General features: G+C 63.8%; 15 protein-coding genes. 9 read left to right on the top strand and 6 right to left on the bottom strand.

All coding sequences use genetic code 11. The features are described from left to right. The first annotated feature begins 1 nt into the window (after position 1). Positions 2-1,057 carry an amidohydrolase family protein gene (locus ACNHGR_RS23435; RefSeq protein WP_475289344.1) on the top strand — a complete coding sequence of 352 codons (1,056 nt, stop codon included), beginning with the start codon at positions 2-4 and terminating at the stop codon, positions 1,055-1,057. Further along, positions 1,054-2,658: an MFS transporter gene (locus tag ACNHGR_RS23430; RefSeq protein WP_475289343.1), complete on the top strand. Its 1,605-nt coding sequence runs from the start codon at positions 1,054-1,056 to the stop codon at positions 2,656-2,658. Before ACNHGR_RS23435 ends, ACNHGR_RS23430 begins: the two co-directional genes overlap by 4 nt. A 4-nt stretch (positions 2,659-2,662) precedes the next feature. Here ACNHGR_RS23430 and ACNHGR_RS23425 read toward each other — a convergent pair whose 3' ends face one another. Together ACNHGR_RS23425 and ACNHGR_RS23420 are read right to left on the bottom strand one after the other, a co-directional pair. Then, on the bottom strand, positions 2,663-3,319 hold the full coding sequence (locus ACNHGR_RS23425; RefSeq protein WP_184274452.1) for a TetR/AcrR family transcriptional regulator: 657 nt from the start codon (positions 3,317-3,319) through the stop codon (positions 2,663-2,665). A gap of 84 nt (positions 3,320-3,403) precedes the next feature. Continuing rightward, entirely contained in the window at positions 3,404-5,593 is a 2,190-nt protein-coding gene (locus ACNHGR_RS23420) for a TonB-dependent receptor (RefSeq protein WP_475289342.1), read from the bottom strand. A gap of 179 nt (positions 5,594-5,772) precedes the next feature. Here ACNHGR_RS23420 and ACNHGR_RS23415 point away from each other — a divergent pair, with 179 nt between their 5' ends. The 7 genes from ACNHGR_RS23415 to ACNHGR_RS23385 all read left to right on the top strand — a co-directional run bounded on the left by ACNHGR_RS23415 (position 5,773) and on the right by ACNHGR_RS23385 (position 15,604). Continuing rightward, the gene (locus tag ACNHGR_RS23415; RefSeq protein ID WP_475289340.1) at positions 5,773-9,054 is read left to right on the top strand and encodes a glycosyl hydrolase; all 3,282 of its coding nucleotides are present in this window, start codon (positions 5,773-5,775) and stop codon (positions 9,052-9,054) included. A 61-nt stretch (positions 9,055-9,115) separates the two neighbouring features. Then, positions 9,116-10,108: a sugar phosphate isomerase/epimerase family protein gene (locus tag ACNHGR_RS23410; protein WP_475289339.1), complete on the top strand. Its 993-nt coding sequence runs from the start codon at positions 9,116-9,118 to the stop codon at positions 10,106-10,108. Continuing rightward, positions 10,105-10,998 carry an alpha/beta hydrolase gene (locus ACNHGR_RS23405; protein ID WP_475289338.1) on the top strand — a complete coding sequence of 298 codons (894 nt, stop codon included), beginning with the start codon at positions 10,105-10,107 and terminating at the stop codon, positions 10,996-10,998. The genes ACNHGR_RS23410 and ACNHGR_RS23405 overlap by 4 nt, the downstream gene beginning before the upstream one ends. A 26-nt stretch (positions 10,999-11,024) precedes the next feature. After that, on the top strand, positions 11,025-11,402 hold the full coding sequence (locus ACNHGR_RS23400; protein ID WP_475289336.1) for a C-glycoside deglycosidase beta subunit domain-containing protein: 378 nt from the start codon (positions 11,025-11,027) through the stop codon (positions 11,400-11,402). A 77-nt stretch (positions 11,403-11,479) separates the two neighbouring features. Continuing rightward, positions 11,480-12,589: an LLM class flavin-dependent oxidoreductase gene (locus tag ACNHGR_RS23395; protein WP_475289335.1), complete on the top strand. Its 1,110-nt coding sequence runs from the start codon at positions 11,480-11,482 to the stop codon at positions 12,587-12,589. Beyond that, positions 12,586-13,140: an NADPH-dependent FMN reductase gene (locus ACNHGR_RS23390; RefSeq protein ID WP_475289334.1), complete on the top strand. Its 555-nt coding sequence runs from the start codon at positions 12,586-12,588 to the stop codon at positions 13,138-13,140. Before ACNHGR_RS23395 ends, ACNHGR_RS23390 begins: the two co-directional genes overlap by 4 nt. Positions 13,141-13,258: 118 nt before the next feature. Beyond that, positions 13,259-15,604, top strand: coding sequence for a glycoside hydrolase family 3 protein (locus ACNHGR_RS23385; RefSeq protein WP_475289332.1), 2,346 nt, complete (start codon positions 13,259-13,261; stop codon positions 15,602-15,604). A 56-nt stretch (positions 15,605-15,660) separates the two neighbouring features. Here ACNHGR_RS23385 and ACNHGR_RS23380 read toward each other — a convergent pair whose 3' ends face one another. The 4 genes from ACNHGR_RS23380 to ACNHGR_RS23365 are packed head-to-tail and all read right to left on the bottom strand — an operon-like array spanning position 15,661 to position 20,197. Beyond that, positions 15,661-17,268 (bottom strand): family 43 glycosylhydrolase, encoded by a 1,608-nt coding sequence (locus tag ACNHGR_RS23380; RefSeq protein WP_475289331.1) that lies wholly within the window; start codon positions 17,266-17,268, stop codon positions 15,661-15,663. Positions 17,269-17,305: 37 nt separating this feature from the next. Beyond that, entirely contained in the window at positions 17,306-18,259 is a 954-nt protein-coding gene (locus ACNHGR_RS23375) for a fumarylacetoacetate hydrolase family protein (RefSeq protein WP_475289329.1), read from the bottom strand. A 4-nt stretch (positions 18,260-18,263) separates the two neighbouring features. After that, positions 18,264-19,043 (bottom strand): cyclase family protein, encoded by a 780-nt coding sequence (locus ACNHGR_RS23370; RefSeq protein ID WP_475289327.1) that lies wholly within the window; start codon positions 19,041-19,043, stop codon positions 18,264-18,266. Continuing rightward, complete coding sequence (locus ACNHGR_RS23365; RefSeq protein WP_475289326.1) at positions 19,040-20,197, bottom strand: alpha/beta hydrolase family protein; 1,158 nt, start codon at positions 20,195-20,197, stop codon at positions 19,040-19,042. Before ACNHGR_RS23365 ends, ACNHGR_RS23370 begins: the two co-directional genes overlap by 4 nt. Between the last annotated feature and the right edge of the window lies 1 nt (position 20,198).

Raw genomic sequence — 20,198 nt, 5'->3', positions numbered from 1 at the left:
CATGACGCATGCGTTGAAGACCGGCGGCGATCGCGGATATCTGCGTATCGCCACCGAAGAAGCGTTCGCCACGCGCGAGCAGATCGACGCCTATCTGCGGATGGTGCGGGATGGGACGGCGGACAAGGGCATGGTGTCGCTCTGGGGCTTTTATGCCCAGTCGCCATCGAAACGCGCTACCCAGATCATCGACCGGTTGCTGGACCTGGGCGAACAGCGGCTGGCGGATATGGACGCGACCGGGATCGACGTTGCGATCCTGTCGCTGACATCGCCGGGGGTTCAGCCGCTACTCGACATCAGCGAAGCCAAGGCCATGGTGACCCGCGCCAACGATCATCTGGCCGATCGCTGCGCCGCTTACCCTACCCGCTTCGTCGGCATGACGTCGATCGCGCCGCTCGACCCGGACTGGTCCGCCGCCGAAATACAGCGCGGCGCCCGCGACCTCGGCTTCAAGGGCGTGATGGTGAACAGCCATAGCCAGGGCGAATATCTGGACGATCCCAAATTCGACCCGATCTTCCGCGCCCTCGCCGATACCGGACAGCCGCTCTACATCCATCCGTCGACGCCACCCGACGCCATGATCGGGCCGATGCTGGAAGGCGGACTGGACGGCGCGATCTTCGGCTTTGGCGTGGAGACGGGCATGCATCTGCTGCGCCTCATCACCATCGGCATCTTCGATCGCTATCCTGACTTGCAGATCATCGTCGGCCATATGGGGGAGGCTTTGCCCTATTGGCTCTATCGGCTGGATTACATGCACCAGGCCGGGGTGCGATCGCAGCGCTATGAACGGATGAAGCCGCTGCAAAAGTCGATCCACGACTATATGCGCTCGAACGTCTGCGTTACCACCAGCGGCATGGCGTGGGCGCCGGCGATCACATTCGCGCAATCGGTGCTTGGGGAGGATCGGGTGATGTATGCGATGGACTATCCCTATCAATATGTAGCGGATGAGGTGCGTACGCATGACCTGCTGAACATGTCCGACGCCGCCAAGCGCAAGCTGATGCAGACCAATGCCGAGCGCGTGTTCCGCCTGTGAGCCAGACGATCCCGCCGCGCAGCACCGCTTATTATGCGCTCGCGCTGGTCGCGGGCACCAATCTGGTCAGTCTGCTCGACCGCAATATCCTCGCCATCCTCGCCCCGGCGATCAAGGCGGACCTGAAGATCGGCGATGCCGAAATGGGACTGCTCTACGGCACAGTCTTCGCGCTGTTCTACGCCCTCTTCTCCCTGCCGCTCGGGCGGCTGGCGGACGGGTGGATACGCACGAAGCTGCTCGCCATCACCATCGGCTTCTGGTCGCTGGCGACCGGCGGCGCGGCCTTGGCCACCGGCTTCTTCACGTTGATGCTGTCGCGCCTGTGCGTGGGCATCGGCGAAGCGGCATCGCAACCGGCCGGTACCAGCCTGACCTATGATTATTTCCCGCGGGAGAAGCGCGGCATGGTGATGGCGGTGATGGCCGCCGCGATCGCCATCGGCCTTGGCGGGTCGCTGATCATCGGGGGGGTCGCGGCCCAATGGTGGGATGCGCGCTATGTAGCGGGCGGGGCGCCGCTGGGCCTGAAGGGCTGGCAGTTCGCCTTTGCCGTGGCGGCGACGCCCGGCTTCGTCATCGCCTTTCTGATGAGCCGCCTGACCGAACCACCGCGCGGCGCGATCGACGGCATCCCGTCCCCGGCGGACCCCCATCCCTTCCGTGCCAGCCTGTCCGTGCTGTGCGCGGTGACGCCGGGTCTGCACTGGCTAAGCCTCGCGCAGGCGCGGACGAGTGGGCGCGACTGGCTCCGTAACCTGGCCGCACTGCTCGCGATTGTCATCGCTATGATACTGGCGATCCGCTGGGCGGAAGCCTTCTCGCCGCGCCCGCCGCTGATGCTGGGCGGCGTGGCAATCAGCCCGCATGCCGTGCAATGGAGCGTCATCGGCTTCGGTGCCTTCGTCATCATCAATCTGATGCAGAATCTGAAAGGGCGCGATCCGGTCGCCTTTGCGCTCATCACTCGCAATCCCTCGCTGCTGCTCTGCATCGCAGCAGGATCGCTACAGGGCGTCATCAACTATGGGGTGATGGGCTTTACACCCTCCTTCCTGATGAAAAGCTATGGCCTGTCTCCCGCCGACACGGGCATGCAGTTTGGGCTGCTGTCCGCCGCGCTGGGCGTGGCGGGACCACTGCTGGCAGGCCCCTTGTCCGACCGGATCGGCGCGCATCGCCTGTCGCGCCGCGTCTGGGTGGCGCTGTTCGCCATGGGCCTGTCGCCGCTGATCGCGCTCTGGGTCTATCGTGCGGGGGATGCGAGCGGCTTCTACCTGCGCTTCACCCTGTACAGTCTGGTGCTGACCATGTGGATGCCACCGCTCTACGCCGTGCTGTTCGAACAGGTGCTGCCCCGCATGCGCGGCCTGACCGTCAGCCTCTACATCGTTGTATCGACCATCTTCGGCCTGGGCATCGGCCCCTATGCGGTGGGGATGATCAGCGATGCGCGCGGCGGTGATCTGGCCGGCGCCATCCTGTCGATCAACTGGGTTGCACCGCCGCTGGTGCTGCTATTGCTGATCCTGCTGTGGCGGGTGGAGCGCGACCATGCCGGCCTGCTGCCGCGCGCGCGGGCGGCGGGGGAAACGATCTGACGGGTCAGTCGCCCGACAGGAGGAAGGCGGCGCACATCTTGCCGAGATCCTCGGTCAGCACGTCCCAGTCGCCTTCCCAGCCAGCCGTCGTCGCAGAGCCAAAGCCCAGATAGCGGGCGATGGCGGCATAGATGACGCGATAGGCGGAATGGACCGCGCGTTCCGGGTCAGGCTGCCTGATCTCCTCGCGATGCGCGAGCATCATCGCCTGAACCCGCTCCGCCACCTCGGCATAGCTTTTCTTGCCCGCTGCCGACACGATCGGATCGGTGGTGGCGCGCAGCATCATCGGCCGCATCAGATCGGCATGTTTGCGCAGCACATTGGCGATGCCATTGACCAGCAGCGGCACCAGTTCGCGCAAGGTGGACGCTTGAGCATCCGCCTCCGCAAGTACACGCAACTGGTCGGCGTTGACCTCCTCCAGCACCTGCGCCTGAACGGCGCGGATCAGGTCGTCCTTGCTGTCGAACCGGCAATAGATGGAACCGATCGACACCTTGCCGCGCTTGCCGACTTCCTGAAGCGTGAAATCGTCATTGCCCCGCTCCCGAAGCAGTTCCTCGGCCGCCGCGATCATCCGCTCGAACGAGGCCTGGCTGCGCTGCTGGCGAGGCGCGCGGGGCGGCGTGGTGCGCAGGGTTGATGTCGCTTTTGTCACAATATCAACCCCTCTCCACCACAGGCCTGCTTGTCAAGTCGCATCGCGCCGTCATCCCGAAGAACGACGGCGCGATGCCCCTTATCAGAAGCGGAAGGCCAGGCGGCCGCCATAGGTGCGGGGTGCCTGGAACTGATAGGTGTTCACGCCAGCGACGAAGTTGCGTGCTGCGTTGGCGTAGACCGCCTCGTCGGTGAAGTTACGCACGAACAGTTGCAGTTCCAGCGGACCATCCACGCGCGGCACCCAGGTCAGCGAGATATTGCCGGTGGCGTAGCTGCCCTGCTTGGTGTCGGCGTCGTTGAAGACGCTATAATAAAAGGCCGAACTGTACTTGCCGTCGATGCGCGGCTTGAGCGTGCCCTCGCCGATCGGGAAGACATATTCCAGACCGCCGGTCAGCGACAGGCGCGGCGCATTGGGCAGGCGATTGCCGCTGATGTCGCGTTCAACCCCCGCGCCGTCCCGCACTGTGCCGATGCTGTCAGCGAAGTTGGCGTGCAACCAGGTGCCATTGAGATCAGCGCGCAGGCCGCCCAGCAACGCCACGATCTGCGCTTCGGCACCATAGATGGTCGCGCTGCCGATATTGAAGGTACCGCTGCCCGACGAGATCACAGCCGTCGTCTGCGACGCCTGATAGCCCTTATATTTCTGGTAGAAGGCAGCGGCATTGAACTGCAACTGGTTATTCAGGAAACGGTTTTTAGTGCCGATTTCAAATGCGTCGAGATTTTCCGGCGCATAGTCGACCGAAGGCGCGCTGCCATTGGAATTGAAGCCGCCCGATTTATAGCCGGTATCATATTTCACATAGACGAGATTCTGGTTGGTCGGCGACCAGTCCAGGCCGACATGATAGGTCGGCTTGTGCTGGCTGATCGAACCATCGCCCGGCGTGGTGACGATGATCGGCGGAAGGAAGCCTCCGCTGGCGACCTGAAGATTCAGTACGGCCTGACCCTCCCGATCCTTCTTGTCCCAAGTATAGCGCATACCCGCCGACGCCTTGAGCGTATCACTAAGCTTGTAGGTGGCGTGGCCGAATACGGCGTCGGACTGGGTCTTTACCTTGTAATCGAACTTGATGAGATATTGGTTCGCGAAATCGCCGGACCGGATCATCAGACCGCTATCGATCGTGTTCTTTTCATCGAAATGGAAATAGCCGGTCTGGAGCGTGAAGCGGCCATCCTGTGGCGTCGACAGGCGGACTTCATGATTCCAGGTTTCCGGGCTTTCGCTCTGGAGGAACTGGCGCTCCAGCGACCCGCCCAGCGACGAAGCGTCGAGCGCATGGCTCCACTTCTGATTGTCATATCCACCGGCATAGGTCAGCGTCAGCCCCATGGGCAGCGCGTCATAGCTGAATTCCCAGCGGATGCGGTCGCCGTTCAGCTTCGTGAAGGTCGGCTGATAATTAGGGAAGCGCTTTTCGTCGGCGATCGTCGGCACGGTCGAGATTTCCGACTGCAAGGCAAGGTCACCCACGGCGTCGATCGCGTCATGCTGGTAACTGATGAGGCCGGAAAAACCTTCGAACGGCTGAAACGCAACCTGAGCGCGGCCCGACAGCGTCTTTTCGTCATCGCCCTCGGCGTTGATGACGGTGATGTCGCGATAGCCGTCGCGCCGGCGGGAAATGCCGGAGAAGCGGAATTGCAGCGTATCGCTGGCCGGCAGGTTGACGCCCGCTTCGACATTGACCGTGTCGTAATTGCCAACTTCGATCGAACCATAGGCAGAGCGGTCGTTGGTCGGCTTCTGGGTGATGATGCTGATGAGGCCGCCAGTTGAGTTGCGACCGAACAACGTACCCTGCGGGCCTTTCAACACTTCGACGCGCTCCAGATCGTACATCGACGTGCCGATCGAGAAGCTGCGGTTGGTGAAGAAACCGTCGCGCGCGATCGGCACCGAGGGGTCGCCGATTTCGGTGACGTCGGTCGAGGCGATGCCGCGGACCGCGACATAGGCTGCGCCGGTGCTGCTGGTGACGTTGACGCTGGGGTCGATGGTCTGCAGCGACTGGACGCTGGCGACGCCGGCCGAGGCAAGGTCGTTACCCGAATAGACGGTGAGCGCGGTCGCAGTCTTCTGCGCGCTGGTGGCGACGCGGTTGGCGGTCACGACGATCTCGCCCAGTTCGCCGTTGGCAGCGCTATCACTCTGCTGTGGCGCGGCTTCGCTGCCCTGAGCGGCGGCATTCTGCGCAAGGCAGGCCAGCGTCGCGACGGCAGTCGTCGTCAGAAATTTGGAAAAGGCGGTGCGCATCTGATCCTCCCCGATATGCTTTGTCGCCCCGTCTGTCGGGGCTGATCCTTGAGCGTCGGGCCGCGTGCAGCACGACCCGACGCCCTTCTGCTATTGCCCAATTTGATAAAAATCAATATCCAAATTCTAGTTTTGATATTCCAAGAACCGGACGCACCGGACGAAAAAGGGACAGGGTGATGAAATTGCGTCATTTTTACCGGCTTTCGGCAGCATTGATCCTGTCGCTTCCAGCGCCATCATGGGCCGGTTCCGATCCTTTGCTCGAAGGATTCCGCGTCCCGCCCGCCAGCGCCAGGCCGCATGTCTGGTGGCACTGGATGAACGGCAATGTCGAATCGGAAGGGGCCAAGCGCGATCTGGAATGGATGCAGCGGATCGGCATCGGCGGCGTCCATCTGTTCGAGGCCGGCATGGGGACGCCGACCATCGTGCCGCAGCGGCGCGTCTATATGAGCGAAGCATGGCGCAAGGCGCTGAAGGATAGCGTGGCCACCGCCGCCGCGCTGGACCTGCCATTGGGGATCGCAACATCGGGCGGCTGGAGCGCGACCGGCGGGCCATGGGTCCGGCCCGAGGATGCGATGAAGAAGCTGGTCTGGAGCGAGACGCTGGTGGAAGGCGGGCGGCGCTTTACGGGCGCCCTGACGATGCCGCCCGCCATGGCCGGTCCCTATCAGGATGTGTCGTTGACGATGGTCCAGCCGGGGGAAGCGGATGGGCCGGCACTCTATCGCGATGCGCGGGTGATCGCGGTGCCGGCGGCAGCACGCGATGCGATACCAGCGCAGATGATCGCCAATAATGGGAAACTGGACGGGTCGATGCTGGCGGACGGCCATTATGGCCCTGCCCTCACATTATCAGCGGAGCAGGGCAAGGCGTGGGTGGCCTATGCCTATGACCGGCCGCAGACGATCCGGTCGGTGGCGGTCGGCTTGCCCGGCCCGCGTGGATTCGGCACCCCGGCTCCGCCGATCGCGACGTTGGAGGCGAGCGACGATGGCGAGCACTATCGCCCGATCGCGGAGTTACCGCCATCAGCTTCGCCGGTGCGATCGGCGAGTTTCGCGCCTGTCACCGCGCGCTGGTTTCGCCTCAGCCTGGCACCCGATCCAAAGCCAAGCTTCATGGACAAGCTGACCTATGCGCCCGGAGCGCTGCGGCCGCCCTTCCCCACCGGTCCTGCCGCCAGCTATGCGCTGTCCGAATTTGCGCTGCATGCCGAGGCGCGGGTGAGCCAAGCGGAGGAGAAGGCAGGCTTCGCGACGCTGCCCGACTATTACGCGGCGGCGACGCCGAACGCCGGGGGGATCGCGCCGGGCAAGGTGATCGACCTGACCGATAGGATGCGGCCGGGCGGCACGATCGACTGGACGCCGCCGACTGGGCGCTGGCGCGTGTTGCGCATGGGCTGGTCGCTCACCGGCCATCGCAATGGTCCGGCGCCGAAAGAAGCCACGGGGCTGGAGGTGGACAAGCTGTCCGCGCCACGGGTCGCTGCCTATATCGACCATTTTCTAAGCCTCTATCGCCAGTCAGTGGGCGATGACCTGATCGGGGCGAAGGGCATAAAGTCGATGCTGAGCGACAGCATCGAATCCGGCCCACAAAATTGGACCGAGGATCTGCCGGAACAGTTTGCGAAGAGGCGCGGCTATGACCCCTCGCCGTGGCTGCCCGCACTGACCGGGATCGTCATCGGCGACGCGGCGAAGACGGACGCCTTCCTGTGGGATTGGCGCAGGACGATCGCGGACCTTTACAGCGAAGCCCATTACGGCACGCTGGCTGACACCGCGCACAAGGCGGGCATGACCTATTATGCCGAAGCGCTGGAGGATCATCGGCCGCAACTAGGCGATGACCTGAACATGCGCGCGCATGCCGATGTGCCGATGGGCGCGATGTGGACGCTGGAGCCGGGCGCGACGCCGAACCCGACCTATGTCGCCGACATCAAGGGGGCGGCATCGGTCGCCAATCTTTATGGCAAGGCAGCGGTTGGGGCGGAATCGCTGACCGCCTTCGGCCATCCCTGGGCCTATGCACCGGCGGACCTGAAGGCCACGGTCGATCTGGAATTTGCGCTGGGCGTCAATCGGTTGCTGATCCACACTTCCGCGCATCAGCCCTTTGCGGATCGTGCGCCGGGCTTTGCGCTGGCAACCTTCCTTGGCCAATATTTCACCCGGAACGAGACATGGGCGGAGATGGCGGATGGCTGGACCGGCTATCTGGCGCGCACCAGCTTCCTGTTGCAACAGGGGCATCATGTCGCCGACATCGCCTATTTCTATGGCGAGGAAAGCCCGGTTACCGGCCTGTATGGCGATACTCCGGTCGCCGATGTGCCGGCGGGGCATGACTATGATTTCGTCAATGCCGATGCGCTGGCCAACCGGCTGAGCGTCAAGGGCGGGCGACTGGTGACGCCGCAGGGGCAGAATTATCGCCTGCTCTATCTGGGTGGCTCAGCCACGAAGATGACTTTGGCAACGCTGCACCGGATCGACGCGCTGGCACAGGCGGGGGCGACGATCGTGGGCCAGCGGCCGACGGAATCGCCGAGTCTGGCCGACGATCCGGCAGCGGTAGCGGCATTGATCGACCGGTTGTGGAGCGGGCCGATCAAAAGCGATCTGGGCACAGCGTTGGCGGTACGGCCCGATTGGCGCTGGTCCGGCGAGGGATCGCTGGCGCTGCTGCATCGCGAGGACGGCGAAAACGACATCTATTTCGTCAGCAACCGGTCGAACAAGGCGGTGGACGGGACGATCGACCTGCGGGTTAGCGGACGAACGCCGGAATTGTGGCGCGCAGACAGCGGGCGGACGGAAGCGGTCAGTTACGACATGGACGCAGAAGGCACGCGCATTCCGCTCCATCTGGACAAGGATGAGGCGCTGTTCATCGTTCTGCGCAAGCCGACATCGGCAAAGTCGATGCGAGTCGCGCCCGTGGAGCGCCGAACGCTGGCGACGCTGGATGGAGGCTGGCGGCTGAGCTTCGACGCTCGTCCCGGCGCGCCGATCGGCGAACGCACGGTCCCGCTGGGCGACTGGTCGAAGGCCAGCGATCCAGCCACCCGCTATTATTCCGGCATTGGCAGCTATAGCCGCAGCTTCACCCTGCACAGAGGATGGACGCCCAAACAGGGGCGCCTGCTGATCGACTTGGGCACCGTCGCCGATGTTGCGGAGGTCCGCGTCAACGGCCAGCGCGCGGGCGTGGCGTGGAAGGCGCCCTATCAACTGGACATCACTGCCTATGCAAAGGCAGGCAACAATAGCCTGACCGTGCGGGTCGCTAATCTGTGGGTCAACCGGCTGATCGGCGATGCCCAGCCGGGCGCCACACCCGTCACCCTGACCACCGGCCCGACCTATGCGGCGGACGCGCCGCTACGGCCTTCGGGCCTGATCGGTCCCGTCACTTTGATCGGCGTCAAAGAGGATTGACCTTCCCGATCCAGATTATATAAGAATAATAATTCTAATATTAGTGGATGGAGGGGAGCCCATGTTCAAGCGCGGCGTCAGCCTGTATAGTTTTCAGGAGGAACTGTTCCTCGGCCAGATGACGGTGGAGGACGTGGTCGCCTTCGCCGCGTCGATCGGCGCGAATGGCATCGAGATATTGCCCGAGCAGAATATGCCTGGCTTCCCGAACATCGACGATGCGACCGTGAATCAGTGGCTGGCGATGATGGATCGCCATGGGACGACCCTGACCTGTTACGACATGTTCCTGGACACCAAGCGGCGCAAGGACCGCGAGATGACCGATGACGAACAGGTCGAATCGATCGTCCGCGATCTGAAACTGTGCAATCGCCTCGGCATCAGGAATATGCGCGTGCTGGTGTTCGTGCGGCCCGACATATTGGAACGCTGCGTCCCTTATGCCGAGCAATATGACGTGCATATGGGGGTGGAGGTGCATGCGCCCTGGCATCTGGACCATGCCTGGATTTTGCGCACGGTCGAAGTCGCCGACCGGCTGAACACCCGGCATCTGGGTATCCTGCCCGACATGGGCATTTTCATGAAACATTATCCGCCCGAATTCCGCGACCGCTTCCTGCGGCAGGGCGCGACGCCGGAGATCGCCCAGTTCATCATCGACCAGCATGAACAGAAGATCATGTGCGAATATACGATCTTCGAAGTGGCGGTGAAGATGGGCGGCAACAAGGCGGATATCGCCATGGCCGAAACGCTGCGCCACGCACCCTATTCCAATCCGAAGCGCATTCGCGACTTCATCCCCTATTTCCGCCATATCCAGGCGAAATTCTATGGCATGGCGGACGACTGCACCGATCCGACCATCGCCTATGACGAAGTGATCCCGGAACTGATCGCCGGTGGGTGGGACGGCTATCTGTCGTCCGAATATGAGGGCAATCGCTGGGTGCAGGATGCCGGCCCGGTCGACAGCCGCGAACAGGTGCGCCGCCAGCATGCAATGTTCGAGGCGCTGGCCGCCAAGGCCGTGGAACCGGCGCTGTGAGACTGCGCCTGCTGCTGACGCTGGGGGTGGCGCTGCTGCCCCTGCCTGCCATGGCGCAAGGCCCCGGTCCCGGCCGGGAGGCAATCGCCACGCCGGCGCAACCCGGCGCGATCGCCTTGCCGACAGCGACGCCCGGCCCGGACAAAGAGGTTTGGCATCTGGACAATGGTCAGGTCGCCGTGCGCAATGTCGTTCGCCCAACGCTGACGCCGGTGCGGCCGGTCGGGCGCGGCAACGGCACCGCCGTCATCGTCGCGCCGGGTGGCGGCTTTCTGGGCCTCGCGATCGAGAAGGAGGGCTGGGATGTCGCCCGCTGGCTCGCCAATCAGGGGATCACCGCCTTCGTCCTGAAATATCGGGTGATGCCGACCCCGGCTTCACAGCCGGAGTTCGCCGACAAATTGATGCGCGCGATCAAGGGCGAGCAGGTCGGTTTCGGCCCGCCAAGCGACACGCCGCCCGAAGCGCTGGCCGATGGCGTCGCCGCCGTCCGCTATGTTCGCGCGCATGCCGCCGACTATGGGCTGAACCCCAGGAGCATCGGCATGATGGGCTTTTCCGCCGGCGGCTTCCTGACGCTCAGCACCGCGATGGCGCTGCCGGCCGGCGAGCGGCCCGATTTCATCGCGCCCATCTATCCGAATATGGCGGAACGTCCGGTTCCGGCCGACGCTCCCCCGATGTTCGTGGCGATCGCCAATGATGATTTCCTGCTGGCGCGTGGTGGACTGGGCCTGATCGACAGTTGGCGACGGGCGAAGCGGCCGGTGGAATTTCACCTGTTCGAAAGCGGCGACCATGGCTTCGGCCTGGGCAAGGCGGGCACGCCGACCGAGGGCTGGCCCGCCCTGCTGCTGCGCTGGATCACACTCAACACGCCTGCGCGCTGACCCATTATCCCGAAAGGCACGTTTCGATGTTCGACAAATATCTCATTCTTGAAGACAGCCTGCGCGCGACCGACGACGGCTTCGCCTTTGATGCACGGCTTGGCTATTATCGCGGCATCGGCCTGTCGATGATCGAGGATCTGGCGGTTACGCTGGACGGCGAGGCGCAACCTCGCGCATCCGTCTTCTTCGAGCAGGACGGCAAGAGTTGGACGCTCGACGCCATGGAAACGGCCTATGACGATCGCTGGGAATTCGGCAGCGTCGCCACCATCCGCGTGGCGCGCGACGCCGGCCTGAGCGAGGGCGAGCATAGGCTGGCGCTCAAGGAAAAGCTGCGGATTTCCTATCTGCCTTTCCCGCTCTTTGCCGAGGACAGCAAGGTCATCGCTGTCGCCGCCTGATACGGTCAGGCGGGCTTGACGCTTTCCGCATATCCATTTATCAGAATCATAATTCTAGTTTAAATAAGGAGGGGGCCATGCGCTTTTCCGTTTTCTTGAATGCCCGCACGACGGCCGCCGATCAGGACCGCCAGCTGATCCTGGACCTGATCGACCATAGCGAGAAGGCGGAAGCGCTGGGCTTTGACGCGGTGTTCCTGCCGGACCATCATTTCACCGGTTACATGCCCGTCGCGTCCGACCCGATGATGTTCGCCGCCTATCTGGCCGCGAAGCTGAAGCGGATGCATTTCGGTTTCTCCGTGACGTCGGTGCCGCTGCATCACCCAGTCCGCTTCGTCGAGCGCATCAACATTCTGGATCAGCTGACGCAGGGCAAGCTGCTGGTCGGCATCGGCTCCGGCACGACGCCCGAAGAGATGATCGGCTTTGGCGTCAATTATAAGGAAGCGTCTGCCGTGTCCGACGCCAATCTGGCGATCGCCGAGCAGCTGTGGGCCAAGACGATGGAGTCCGCACCGGTCAAGATCGACAATGGCCCGTTCAAGGGTGAGGTGCTGCAACGCATCGCCCCCGCGCCCTATTCGCCCGGCCATGCCCGGCTGATGCCGGTGGCGATGAAGGAAACGTCCATGCGCCGCGCCGCCGAACATGGCTGGCCTGCCTTCATCCCGGCCTTCACCCCGCCCAAGATCGGCGGCACCGAGCCGCTGACCCATGTTACCAAATATTTCACCGCCTATCGCGACGCGCTGCTGGCGGCGGGTCATGCGGACGATGTCGTTGCTGATGCACTGTCCTGGACAACCCATACCTATCAGTGCGTCCATATCGCCGAGACGGATGAGCAGGCGCGCGAGGAACTGGAGCAGATTCTGACCGCCTATCAGGAAGCCGTCGATCGCGAGCAATATTATGCCAATCAGGCCGAGCGCGAATCCGCCAACCAGAAGACCGACAAGACGCCGCTGGCGCTGACCGAGGACTGGATCGGCACCTGGTGCCTCTATGGATCGCCCGAAACGGTGATCGAGCATCTGAAGCCCTATCAGGAACTGGGCATCGGCAATGTCCTGTGCGGCACCACCACCGGTCCCCTGACACAGCAGCGGCTGGACTGGGGCAATCGTACGCTGCAACTGCTGTCCGAAAAGGTGATGCCCGCGCTGAATGGCGTGCCGGCATGACATTGATCGTCGGCATCGGCGGCACCAACCGGCCCGGATCGTCGAGCGAGCGGCTGACCGAAGCGGCTTTGGCCTTTGCCCGCGAGCAGGGCGCAGAGACGCGGATGTTCGGTGGGGCGGCGCTAGCCGCCCTGCCCCATTTCGCGCCGGAAAGCCCGGAGCGGACGGAGGGCGAGTGCGCACTGGTGGAAGCGGTGCGCGCGGCCGATGGCCTGATCATCGCTTCGCCCGGCTATCATGGCGGGGTGTCGGGGCTGGTGAAGAATGCCATCGACCTGCTGGAGGATCTGCGCGGCGATGCGCGGCCCTATTTCGACGGGCGCGCCGTGGGGCTGATCGTCACGGCTGCGGGCTGGCAGGCGGGTGGTGTCACCTTGCAGGCGCTGCGCGGCATCACCCATGCGATGCGCGGATGGCCGACGCCGATGGGCGTGGCGATCAACAGTATCGAGCAGAAGCCCTTCGGCCCGGATGGCGCATTGGCAGACGAGGCTATTGCCGGGCAGCTCAAGATGCTGGCCGGGCAGGTGATGGGTTTCGCGGAACGATAAACCGTTCCGCATTTTTACAACATCCGTTCGGGCTGAGCCTGTCGAAGCCCTTTCCCCTTTTGAAGAGAAGAAAAGTCCTTCGACAGGCTCAGGACGAACGGAGGAGAGGCTGATAATCATGACCAGAGACGACGCCATCGCTTTGACCGTGGGCCGCGACATGTGGTCGACCGCGGAGCTGCCCGGCATCCCTTCCGCCAAGATGGCCGACGGACCGATGGGCATTGCCAGCGGCCGGGTGGACGAACGGGACGTGTCGGTGCTGACGCCGTGCGGCATGGCGCTGGGCGCGACTTTCGATCCCGATCTGGTGCGTCAGGTTGGCGCGATCGTCGGCGGGGAGGCCAAAAGGCTGGGCGTCGACATGGTCCTGGCGCCGAACGTCAATCTGGTCCGCACGCCGCTGGCCGGGCGCGCCTTCGAACTGTTCGGCGAAGACCCGCTGCTCGCCGGGACACTGGGCGTCGCCTGGATCGAGGGGCTGCAAAGCCGCCATGTCGGCGCGGTCGCCAAGCATCTGGTCTGCAATGATAGCGAGACGATGCGCGACAGCTATGACGCGCGGATCGATGAGAAGGCTTTGCGCGAAGTCTATCTGCTGCCGTTCGAAATGGCGGCGAAGGCGGGCTGTGCAGGATTGCTGGCGGCCTATAACCGGGTCAACGGTAGCTATTGCGCGGAACAGGCGCATGTCCTGACGACCGTGGTGCGCGACGATTGGGGTTATCAGGGCTTTACCGTCAGCGACTGGTTCGGGTCCAAATCCACCGCGCCGGCGATGATCGCGGGCCTCGATCTGGAAATGCCCGGTCCGGCGCGCTTCTATGGCCAGAAACTGAGCGCCGCGGTCGACGCGGACGAACTGGACGAAGCCCGCCTGCTGACGGCCGCCGACCGCGTGGCTAGTGCGGCGCGGCGTTGGGCTGGCGGGGATGCCGGTGAAGAGGCGGGCGATCGCGCCACCCTATTGGCCGATGCCGCTGCCGCCAGTTTCGTGCTGCTGGACAATCGCGATGCGCTGCTGCCGATGGTGCCGGGGCGGCACAAGCGGATCGCGCTGATCGGTCCCAATGCCGCCGCACCCTGTTTTCAGGGTGGCACCTTTGCAAAGATCGCGTTGCGGCCGGACGCCATCGGGCTAGTCGATGCACTGCGGGCGCGATATGGCGCGGACGCGGAAATCAGCTTCGAGCCGGGCACCGATCCGTCCCCGCGCCTCCCTGCCATGACAGCAACCACGGCGCAGGATATCGGCGATGGCTGCACGCGCGGCATGACCGTGTCCTTCTTTGGCGGGCATGATTTTTCGGATGCGCCGCTGTTTCAGGAAACGCGCGACACCAACAGCCTGACCTGGTTCGCGGGGATGCCGGGCATGGACGCCTTCGACCGCCCCGGCGGGGTGCGGGCGGCGGGCTTCTTTACCGCGCCGGTTGATGGCGACTATCGCCTGCATATCGGCGGCACCGGATCGGTCACACTGCTTGTCGATGGCGAGGCAGTCTATAGCGACAGCCGATCGATCGCGCCGGGCGACATCATGGGTGTGCTGAAGGGCGGCGACAGCGATCATGTCGTGCTGCCGCTGGAGGCGGGGCGCACCTATCTGATCGAGGCGGAATTGCGGTTCGAGCCGGCGCGGGCACAGGGCCTGTGGTATGGCGTGGCGACGCCGGGCGATCCCGAAACGCTGCTGGCGCGAGCCGAGGCGGCCGCGCGAGGTGCCGATGCGGTGGTGCTGGTGCTGGGCGAAACGTCCGACTCCGGCGTGGAAAGCAAGGATCGCGACACGACCTTCCTGTCGCCCGACCAGATCGCACTGGCGCGGCGGGTCTGCGCCGCCAATAAGCAGACCGCGATCGTCGCCAATGTCGCCCATGCGATCGATACCGGCTTTGCCGCTGATGCCGCCGCGCTGATGATCGTCTGGTATCCGGGCGAGGAATTCGGGCCGGCGCTGGCCTCCGTGCTGGCGGGCGACCGAGAGCCTTCGGGCCGCCTGCCGGTCAGCTTTGCGGCGGACGAGGCGGACTATCCGGTATTTGGGGCGATCCCCGATGCCGATGGCCGCCTGCCTTATGCGGAAGGCACAAAGATCGGCTATCGCGGCTTTACTGCGCGGCCAGCCCATGCCTTCGGCGCGGGGACAGGCTATGGTGCCTTCACCGTGGTTGATGCGCAGGCCATCGCCCCGTTCACCGTTGCGGTGCAGGTGCGCAACGATGCGGCTAGTGCCAGCGCCTTTGTCGCGCAGGTCTATTGCATTGAGGATGGGGCGCTGGCCGGCTTCGCCAAGCAGATCGTCGGCGCCGGTGAAACGGCGACCGTCACCATCATGATCGATCCCATCGCGCTGCGCCGCTGGACGGATGCCGGCTGGCAGATGCCGAATGGCCCAGTGCCCATCGCGATCGGCGCATCCAGCATCGACCTGCCGCTCAGAATCGACCTGCCGGTCGCCTGAGCCCCTTCTCCTCTCCCTGACTGCCGCAGGCGCCCGGCGCCTGCGGCATCTTTGTATCAAGCGAGCGCGCGATAGCGGAAATCGCTGAATCGCACCGAACCTGCCCCCGCCGCAAACAGCGCGGGGCGCAAGCTCGCCAGATCATCCATCGTGTTGGCATGACAGCCTGATGTTTCGCTGCGGACCCCATGGCGGGTCCAGACCTTGCCATCGACACTGTAATGGAAGGTCAGGACATGATGATCGTTGACGATCTTCAGATGCAGTTTGCGCGTGGCCGGCGCGGGTTCCGGCCAGTAACTTGCCTTCCCGCCGCGATAGGTGGTCATCTTCGTCCCATCATGCCCCATGCCGAAGAACAGCCGGTCGTTGAAGAAGAGCAGCAGGCCGCCCTCGACATCAGCCTCCAACGCCATCGTCACGCCAATCTCATAGGCGCGGTCGCCCACCATCTGCGTCAGCGGTGAGCAATCCTGCGGTCCGCGCCCCTTGCCCTTCAGCGTCAGCATGCCCTGGCCGAGTTGCGCACGCGCGGCTTCATCCGGACCGGGGCTGTAGAAGGTCCAGCGCGTCCCGAAGGCCGGCGAATCGAAGGCATCCGATCGGGCGAAGCCATGCGCGCCATCGCCCGTCGCCGGCATCGGCAGGGGTCGCGACAGATCTCCGCCCAGTGCACGCGGCCAGCCATCCTTGGTCCATTCGATCGGCTCCAGCAACGTCTGCCGACCCAGCGTCCGATAGCCATTTTCATAGCCGTGATAGACCAGATACCAGCGCCCGCCCGGCCCCTCGACCGCTGTGGCATGGCCACGCGACCACCATTGTTCGCCGTCGCTCTTCGTCCGCACGATCGGATTGTGCGGGCAATTTTCCCACGGCCCGTTTACGGATCGGGATCGCGCCGCGATCACCATATGGCCGGTCGCTGGCCCACCGGTGCCACCGACGGCACTGATGAGGTAGAACCAGTCCCCCCGCCGCATGAGCTTGGGCCCCTCCAGTGCATAGGCCTCCGTCACCCAATCATCGGGATAACGCCAGCCATCATAGACTTTCTCGACCGGCCCCACCGTCGACAGGCCGTCGCGTGCCAGCTTCACCCGGTTGACGCCGGACAGGAACAGATAACGTTCGCCATCTTCCCCGACCAAATGACCGGGATCGATCAGCCCACCAATGCCGAGATCAACTGGCTCGCTCCACGGTCCAGCCATGCTGTCGGCATGGATGACGTAGATGTTGGCGAAGTCCTTCAGCCCCTTCGACCAGGGCGCCTTCATGAAGGGAATGTAGATATAATAGCGGCCGTCATGCTTGACGAGATCGACGGCGAAGACCGTGCCCAAAGGCTTTTCCAGTGCGGGGCCGACCGGGGTCCAGTTCACCAGATCGCGCGAGTGCCAGATCAACAACCCCGGCGACGCATCGAAACTACTGTGCGTCATGTAGTAATCATCGCCATCCTTCAGAATGGACGGATCGGGATAGTCGCCCGCCAGGATCGGATTGAGATAGGTGCCGTCGCCAAGGTCGGCTCTGCGCTGCCCCTCCATACCCGCCCGCCATTGCGCGCGCGAAGGCGACACGGCTTGCGCCGGCAATCCCGTCAGCGCCGCAGCGCCTCCTGTTAGCGCTACCAAAATTGCATCGCGTCGAGACTGCATGATCCTCTCCTCCTCTATCCTCTTATGCGTAGCAGGCTTAGCGCAAGGCGGCCTGAATCACCTGCTGATCGATCACACCGAATGGACCACCGACCACTTCCATGCGCACCCGGTCACCGAAATGCAGGAAAGGCGTTTCCGGTTTGCCGCCGGCGATCATCTCGATCGCCCGCCGCTCGGACAGGCAGGAAGAGCCGACGCTGGCATAGTCGGCGTTGGAGACGGTGCCCGACCCGATGATCGTCCCGGCGACCAGATCGCGGGTCCGCGCCGCATGGGCGATAAGGTCGTGAAAACCGAACTGCATCTCACGGCCATGGGGATGACCGAACCATTGATCGTTGACGCGGACTTCCAGAGGCAGATGGACGCGACCGTCCTTCCAGGCATCGCCCAGTTCGTCCGGCGTGATCGCAAAGGGCGCGACAGCGCAGGCAGGCTTGGCCTGCACCCAGCCGAAGCCGGTTTTCATTTCAACCGGCGCGATCGCGCGCAGCGACCAGTCGTTGATGAGGAGCACGAGCTTTACATGGGCAAGCGCTGCCTCGGCCGGTATACCCATCGGCACGGCATCGGTGATGATGCCAAACTCGCCCTCGAAATCGATGCCGTCTGCTTCACTGGGCAAGGGCACATCCTGCGCGCCGGATAGGAAGCGATCAGACAGGCCCTGATACATTAATGGCCGATCCGTCTCAATCGGCGGCAGATGGAACGCCTTCTGCATCAGTTCGCCATGTTGCGGAAAGGCCGATCCGTCGAGCCATTGCCAGGCGCGCGGCAGCGGCGCGAGCAGGCGGCCATGATCGAGCGGTTCGCCACCGCCCTGCTCCAGCAGCTTTTCAAGCCCGCGCAATTGCCGTTCTGCAATCTGCCAACGCTCGATCGCCTGTTGCAGCGTTCCGCCGGCGGGCAGGCAGCGCTGCGCATCGCGCGACACAACAACCAGTTCTCCGTCGGGCATTCCGTTGGACAAGGTGGCGAGACGCATGGGCTTACTCTTCGATGATGGCAACGGCGCGGGTCCAGCCGGCCGAGGCGCCCTTGATCTTGTGCGGGAAACAACTGACGGTGAAGCCGTGGGCGGGCAGCGCTTCCAGATTGTGCAGCTTTTCCAGATGGCAATAGCCGATGTCGCGACCCGCCTTATGCCCTTCCCAGATCAGCGAGGTATCGCCGGTTTCCTTCACCTTTTCGGCCGTGTAGCTGAACGGCGCGTCCCAGCTCCAGGCGTCGGTGCCGGTCACGCGCACGCCGCGCGTCGTGAGATACATGGTTGCCTCATAGCCCATGCCGCAGCCGACATTGACGAAATCGGGCCGCCCCAGCGCCTTGCCCGCCGCCGTGTTCACCAGCACGATGTCGAGCGGCTGGAGGTCATGGCCGATGCGCGCAAGTTCCGCCTCCACATCGGCGGCCGTGACGACATAGCCGTCGGGGAAATGCCGGAAGTCCAGCTTCACGCCGGGACGAAAGCACCAGTCGAGCGGCACCTCATCGATGGTGATCGCCCGTTCTCCGCCATCCATGGTCGGGGAGAAATGATAGGGCGCGTCGAGATGCGTGCCATTATGCGTGGTCAGCGTCACCCACTCCGCTGCCGCGAAGCCTTCACCGCCCGGCGTCTGTTCCGCCGTCACGCCGGGGAAGAAATGCTGCAATTCCTTCACCGTTTCCTGATGCGTCTCATAGGTGATCTTGGGCCGCATGAAGGGCGGGTCGGAGACGACGTCATTCTCCAGCGTGATCGACAGGTCGATGAAGCGGCGGGTCATGCGGTCTTTCCTCCGAGGGTTTCGGCAAACCAATCCGAAATCAGATCGCGACCATAGGCCATATTGTCGGCGCCGACATGCTCCACGCCACCTTCGCGGGGGGTGAAGATGACTTTTTCGCGCCGCGGTGAGTTGACGAGCTGATCGTAGAGATCGTCGGCATAGGCGACGCTGATCTGGCGATCATTGGCGCCATGGGTGACGAGGAAGGGCACCTTGATCGAATCCATATGGCCGTTGAGGTTCATGGCTTCCGATTTGGCGAGGAAATCCTCCTGATCCTTCGCGCCGAAGGCCCAGTGGACATGCGCCCAATAATGGGGGACCGGATTCTCGCCCTCGCGCGCCATGCGCTTGTCCTGCACTTCGCGCCAATTATGGTTGGCGCCCCACACCGCGCCGCTGGCGAAGCGCGGTTCATAGGCGACGGCGCGCGGGGCGAAATGGCCGCCCAGCGAAATGCCTGTCATGCCGATCGCTCGTGGGTCCACTTCGGGCTGTTGTTCCAGCCAGTCGATCGCCTTGCTCGCCCAGCTTTCGCTATGCGGATCGACGGGGAGATTCTGGAGACGCAGCGCCTCGCCGCTGCCTGGCTGGTCGACGCAGAGAGTCGAAATGCCGCGTCGCGCCAGTTCGGCGGGCAGGCGGGTCCAGTAGAGCAGCTCCTTGCAGCTATCGAGGCCATTGCAGAAGACGACGACGGGCTTCTTCCCTCCAGCGGGCGCGCGGGTAAAGAGCGCCGGCATGGTGCCGGTTTCCAGCGGGATTTCCACCCGCTCGCGGTTGATGCGGCCCAGTGCAGTCGAACGATCGAAGGCGTCGCGCGCCTTTGCATAGGTCGCCTCTCGGCCCGGTGCGCCATGGCCCTGCATGCGTTCGGCGGTGATCAGGTAGAGCGACGCGCGCTCCAGCTTGTTGGAGGCGGAGAAGTTGCGGCCTTTCGCCTCATCCTCTGCCGCGAGTTCGACCAGCTTATCGCCCATCGCCGCCCATGCCTTCATGAACATCGGCGTGCCGGCGTCCGCACCATTGGCGGCGGCATTCTTGATCGGCTGGCACATGTCGATGATCTCACCGAGCTGCGCCCCGCTCTCCATCGCGATCGCGACCGACAGGTTCCAGATGTAATTGGGGAAATATTCGAACAGGGCCATG

This window comes from Sphingobium sp. RS1 (assembly GCF_056156825.1).
Note: the sequence above shows the minus strand (reverse complement) of the source record. Positions and strands in the feature narration are given on the sequence as shown.

What these genes read in the sequence shown, in the direction of transcription:
- ACNHGR_RS23410 (WP_475289339.1), top strand. Translation starts at nt 9,116, where the DNA reads ATGTTCAAGCGCGGCGTCAGCCTGTATAGTTTTCAGGAGGAACTGTTC.
- ACNHGR_RS23435 (WP_475289344.1), top strand. Translation starts at nt 2, where the DNA reads ATGACGCATGCGTTGAAGACCGGCGGCGATCGCGGATATCTGCGTATC.
- ACNHGR_RS23390 (WP_475289334.1), top strand. Translation starts at nt 12,586, where the DNA reads ATGACATTGATCGTCGGCATCGGCGGCACCAACCGGCCCGGATCGTCG.
- ACNHGR_RS23370 (WP_475289327.1), bottom strand. Translation starts at nt 19,043, where the DNA reads ATGACCCGCCGCTTCATCGACCTGTCGATCACGCTGGAGAATGACGTC.
- ACNHGR_RS23400 (WP_475289336.1), top strand. Translation starts at nt 11,025, where the DNA reads ATGTTCGACAAATATCTCATTCTTGAAGACAGCCTGCGCGCGACCGAC.
- ACNHGR_RS23385 (WP_475289332.1), top strand. Translation starts at nt 13,259, where the DNA reads ATGACCAGAGACGACGCCATCGCTTTGACCGTGGGCCGCGACATGTGG.
- ACNHGR_RS23415 (WP_475289340.1), top strand. Translation starts at nt 5,773, where the DNA reads ATGAAATTGCGTCATTTTTACCGGCTTTCGGCAGCATTGATCCTGTCG.
- ACNHGR_RS23395 (WP_475289335.1), top strand. Translation starts at nt 11,480, where the DNA reads ATGCGCTTTTCCGTTTTCTTGAATGCCCGCACGACGGCCGCCGATCAG.
- ACNHGR_RS23375 (WP_475289329.1), bottom strand. Translation starts at nt 18,259, where the DNA reads ATGCGTCTCGCCACCTTGTCCAACGGAATGCCCGACGGAGAACTGGTT.
- ACNHGR_RS23365 (WP_475289326.1), bottom strand. Translation starts at nt 20,197, where the DNA reads ATGGCCCTGTTCGAATATTTCCCCAATTACATCTGGAACCTGTCGGTC.
- ACNHGR_RS23380 (WP_475289331.1), bottom strand. Translation starts at nt 17,268, where the DNA reads ATGCAGTCTCGACGCGATGCAATTTTGGTAGCGCTAACAGGAGGCGCT.
- ACNHGR_RS23420 (WP_475289342.1), bottom strand. Translation starts at nt 5,593, where the DNA reads ATGCGCACCGCCTTTTCCAAATTTCTGACGACGACTGCCGTCGCGACG.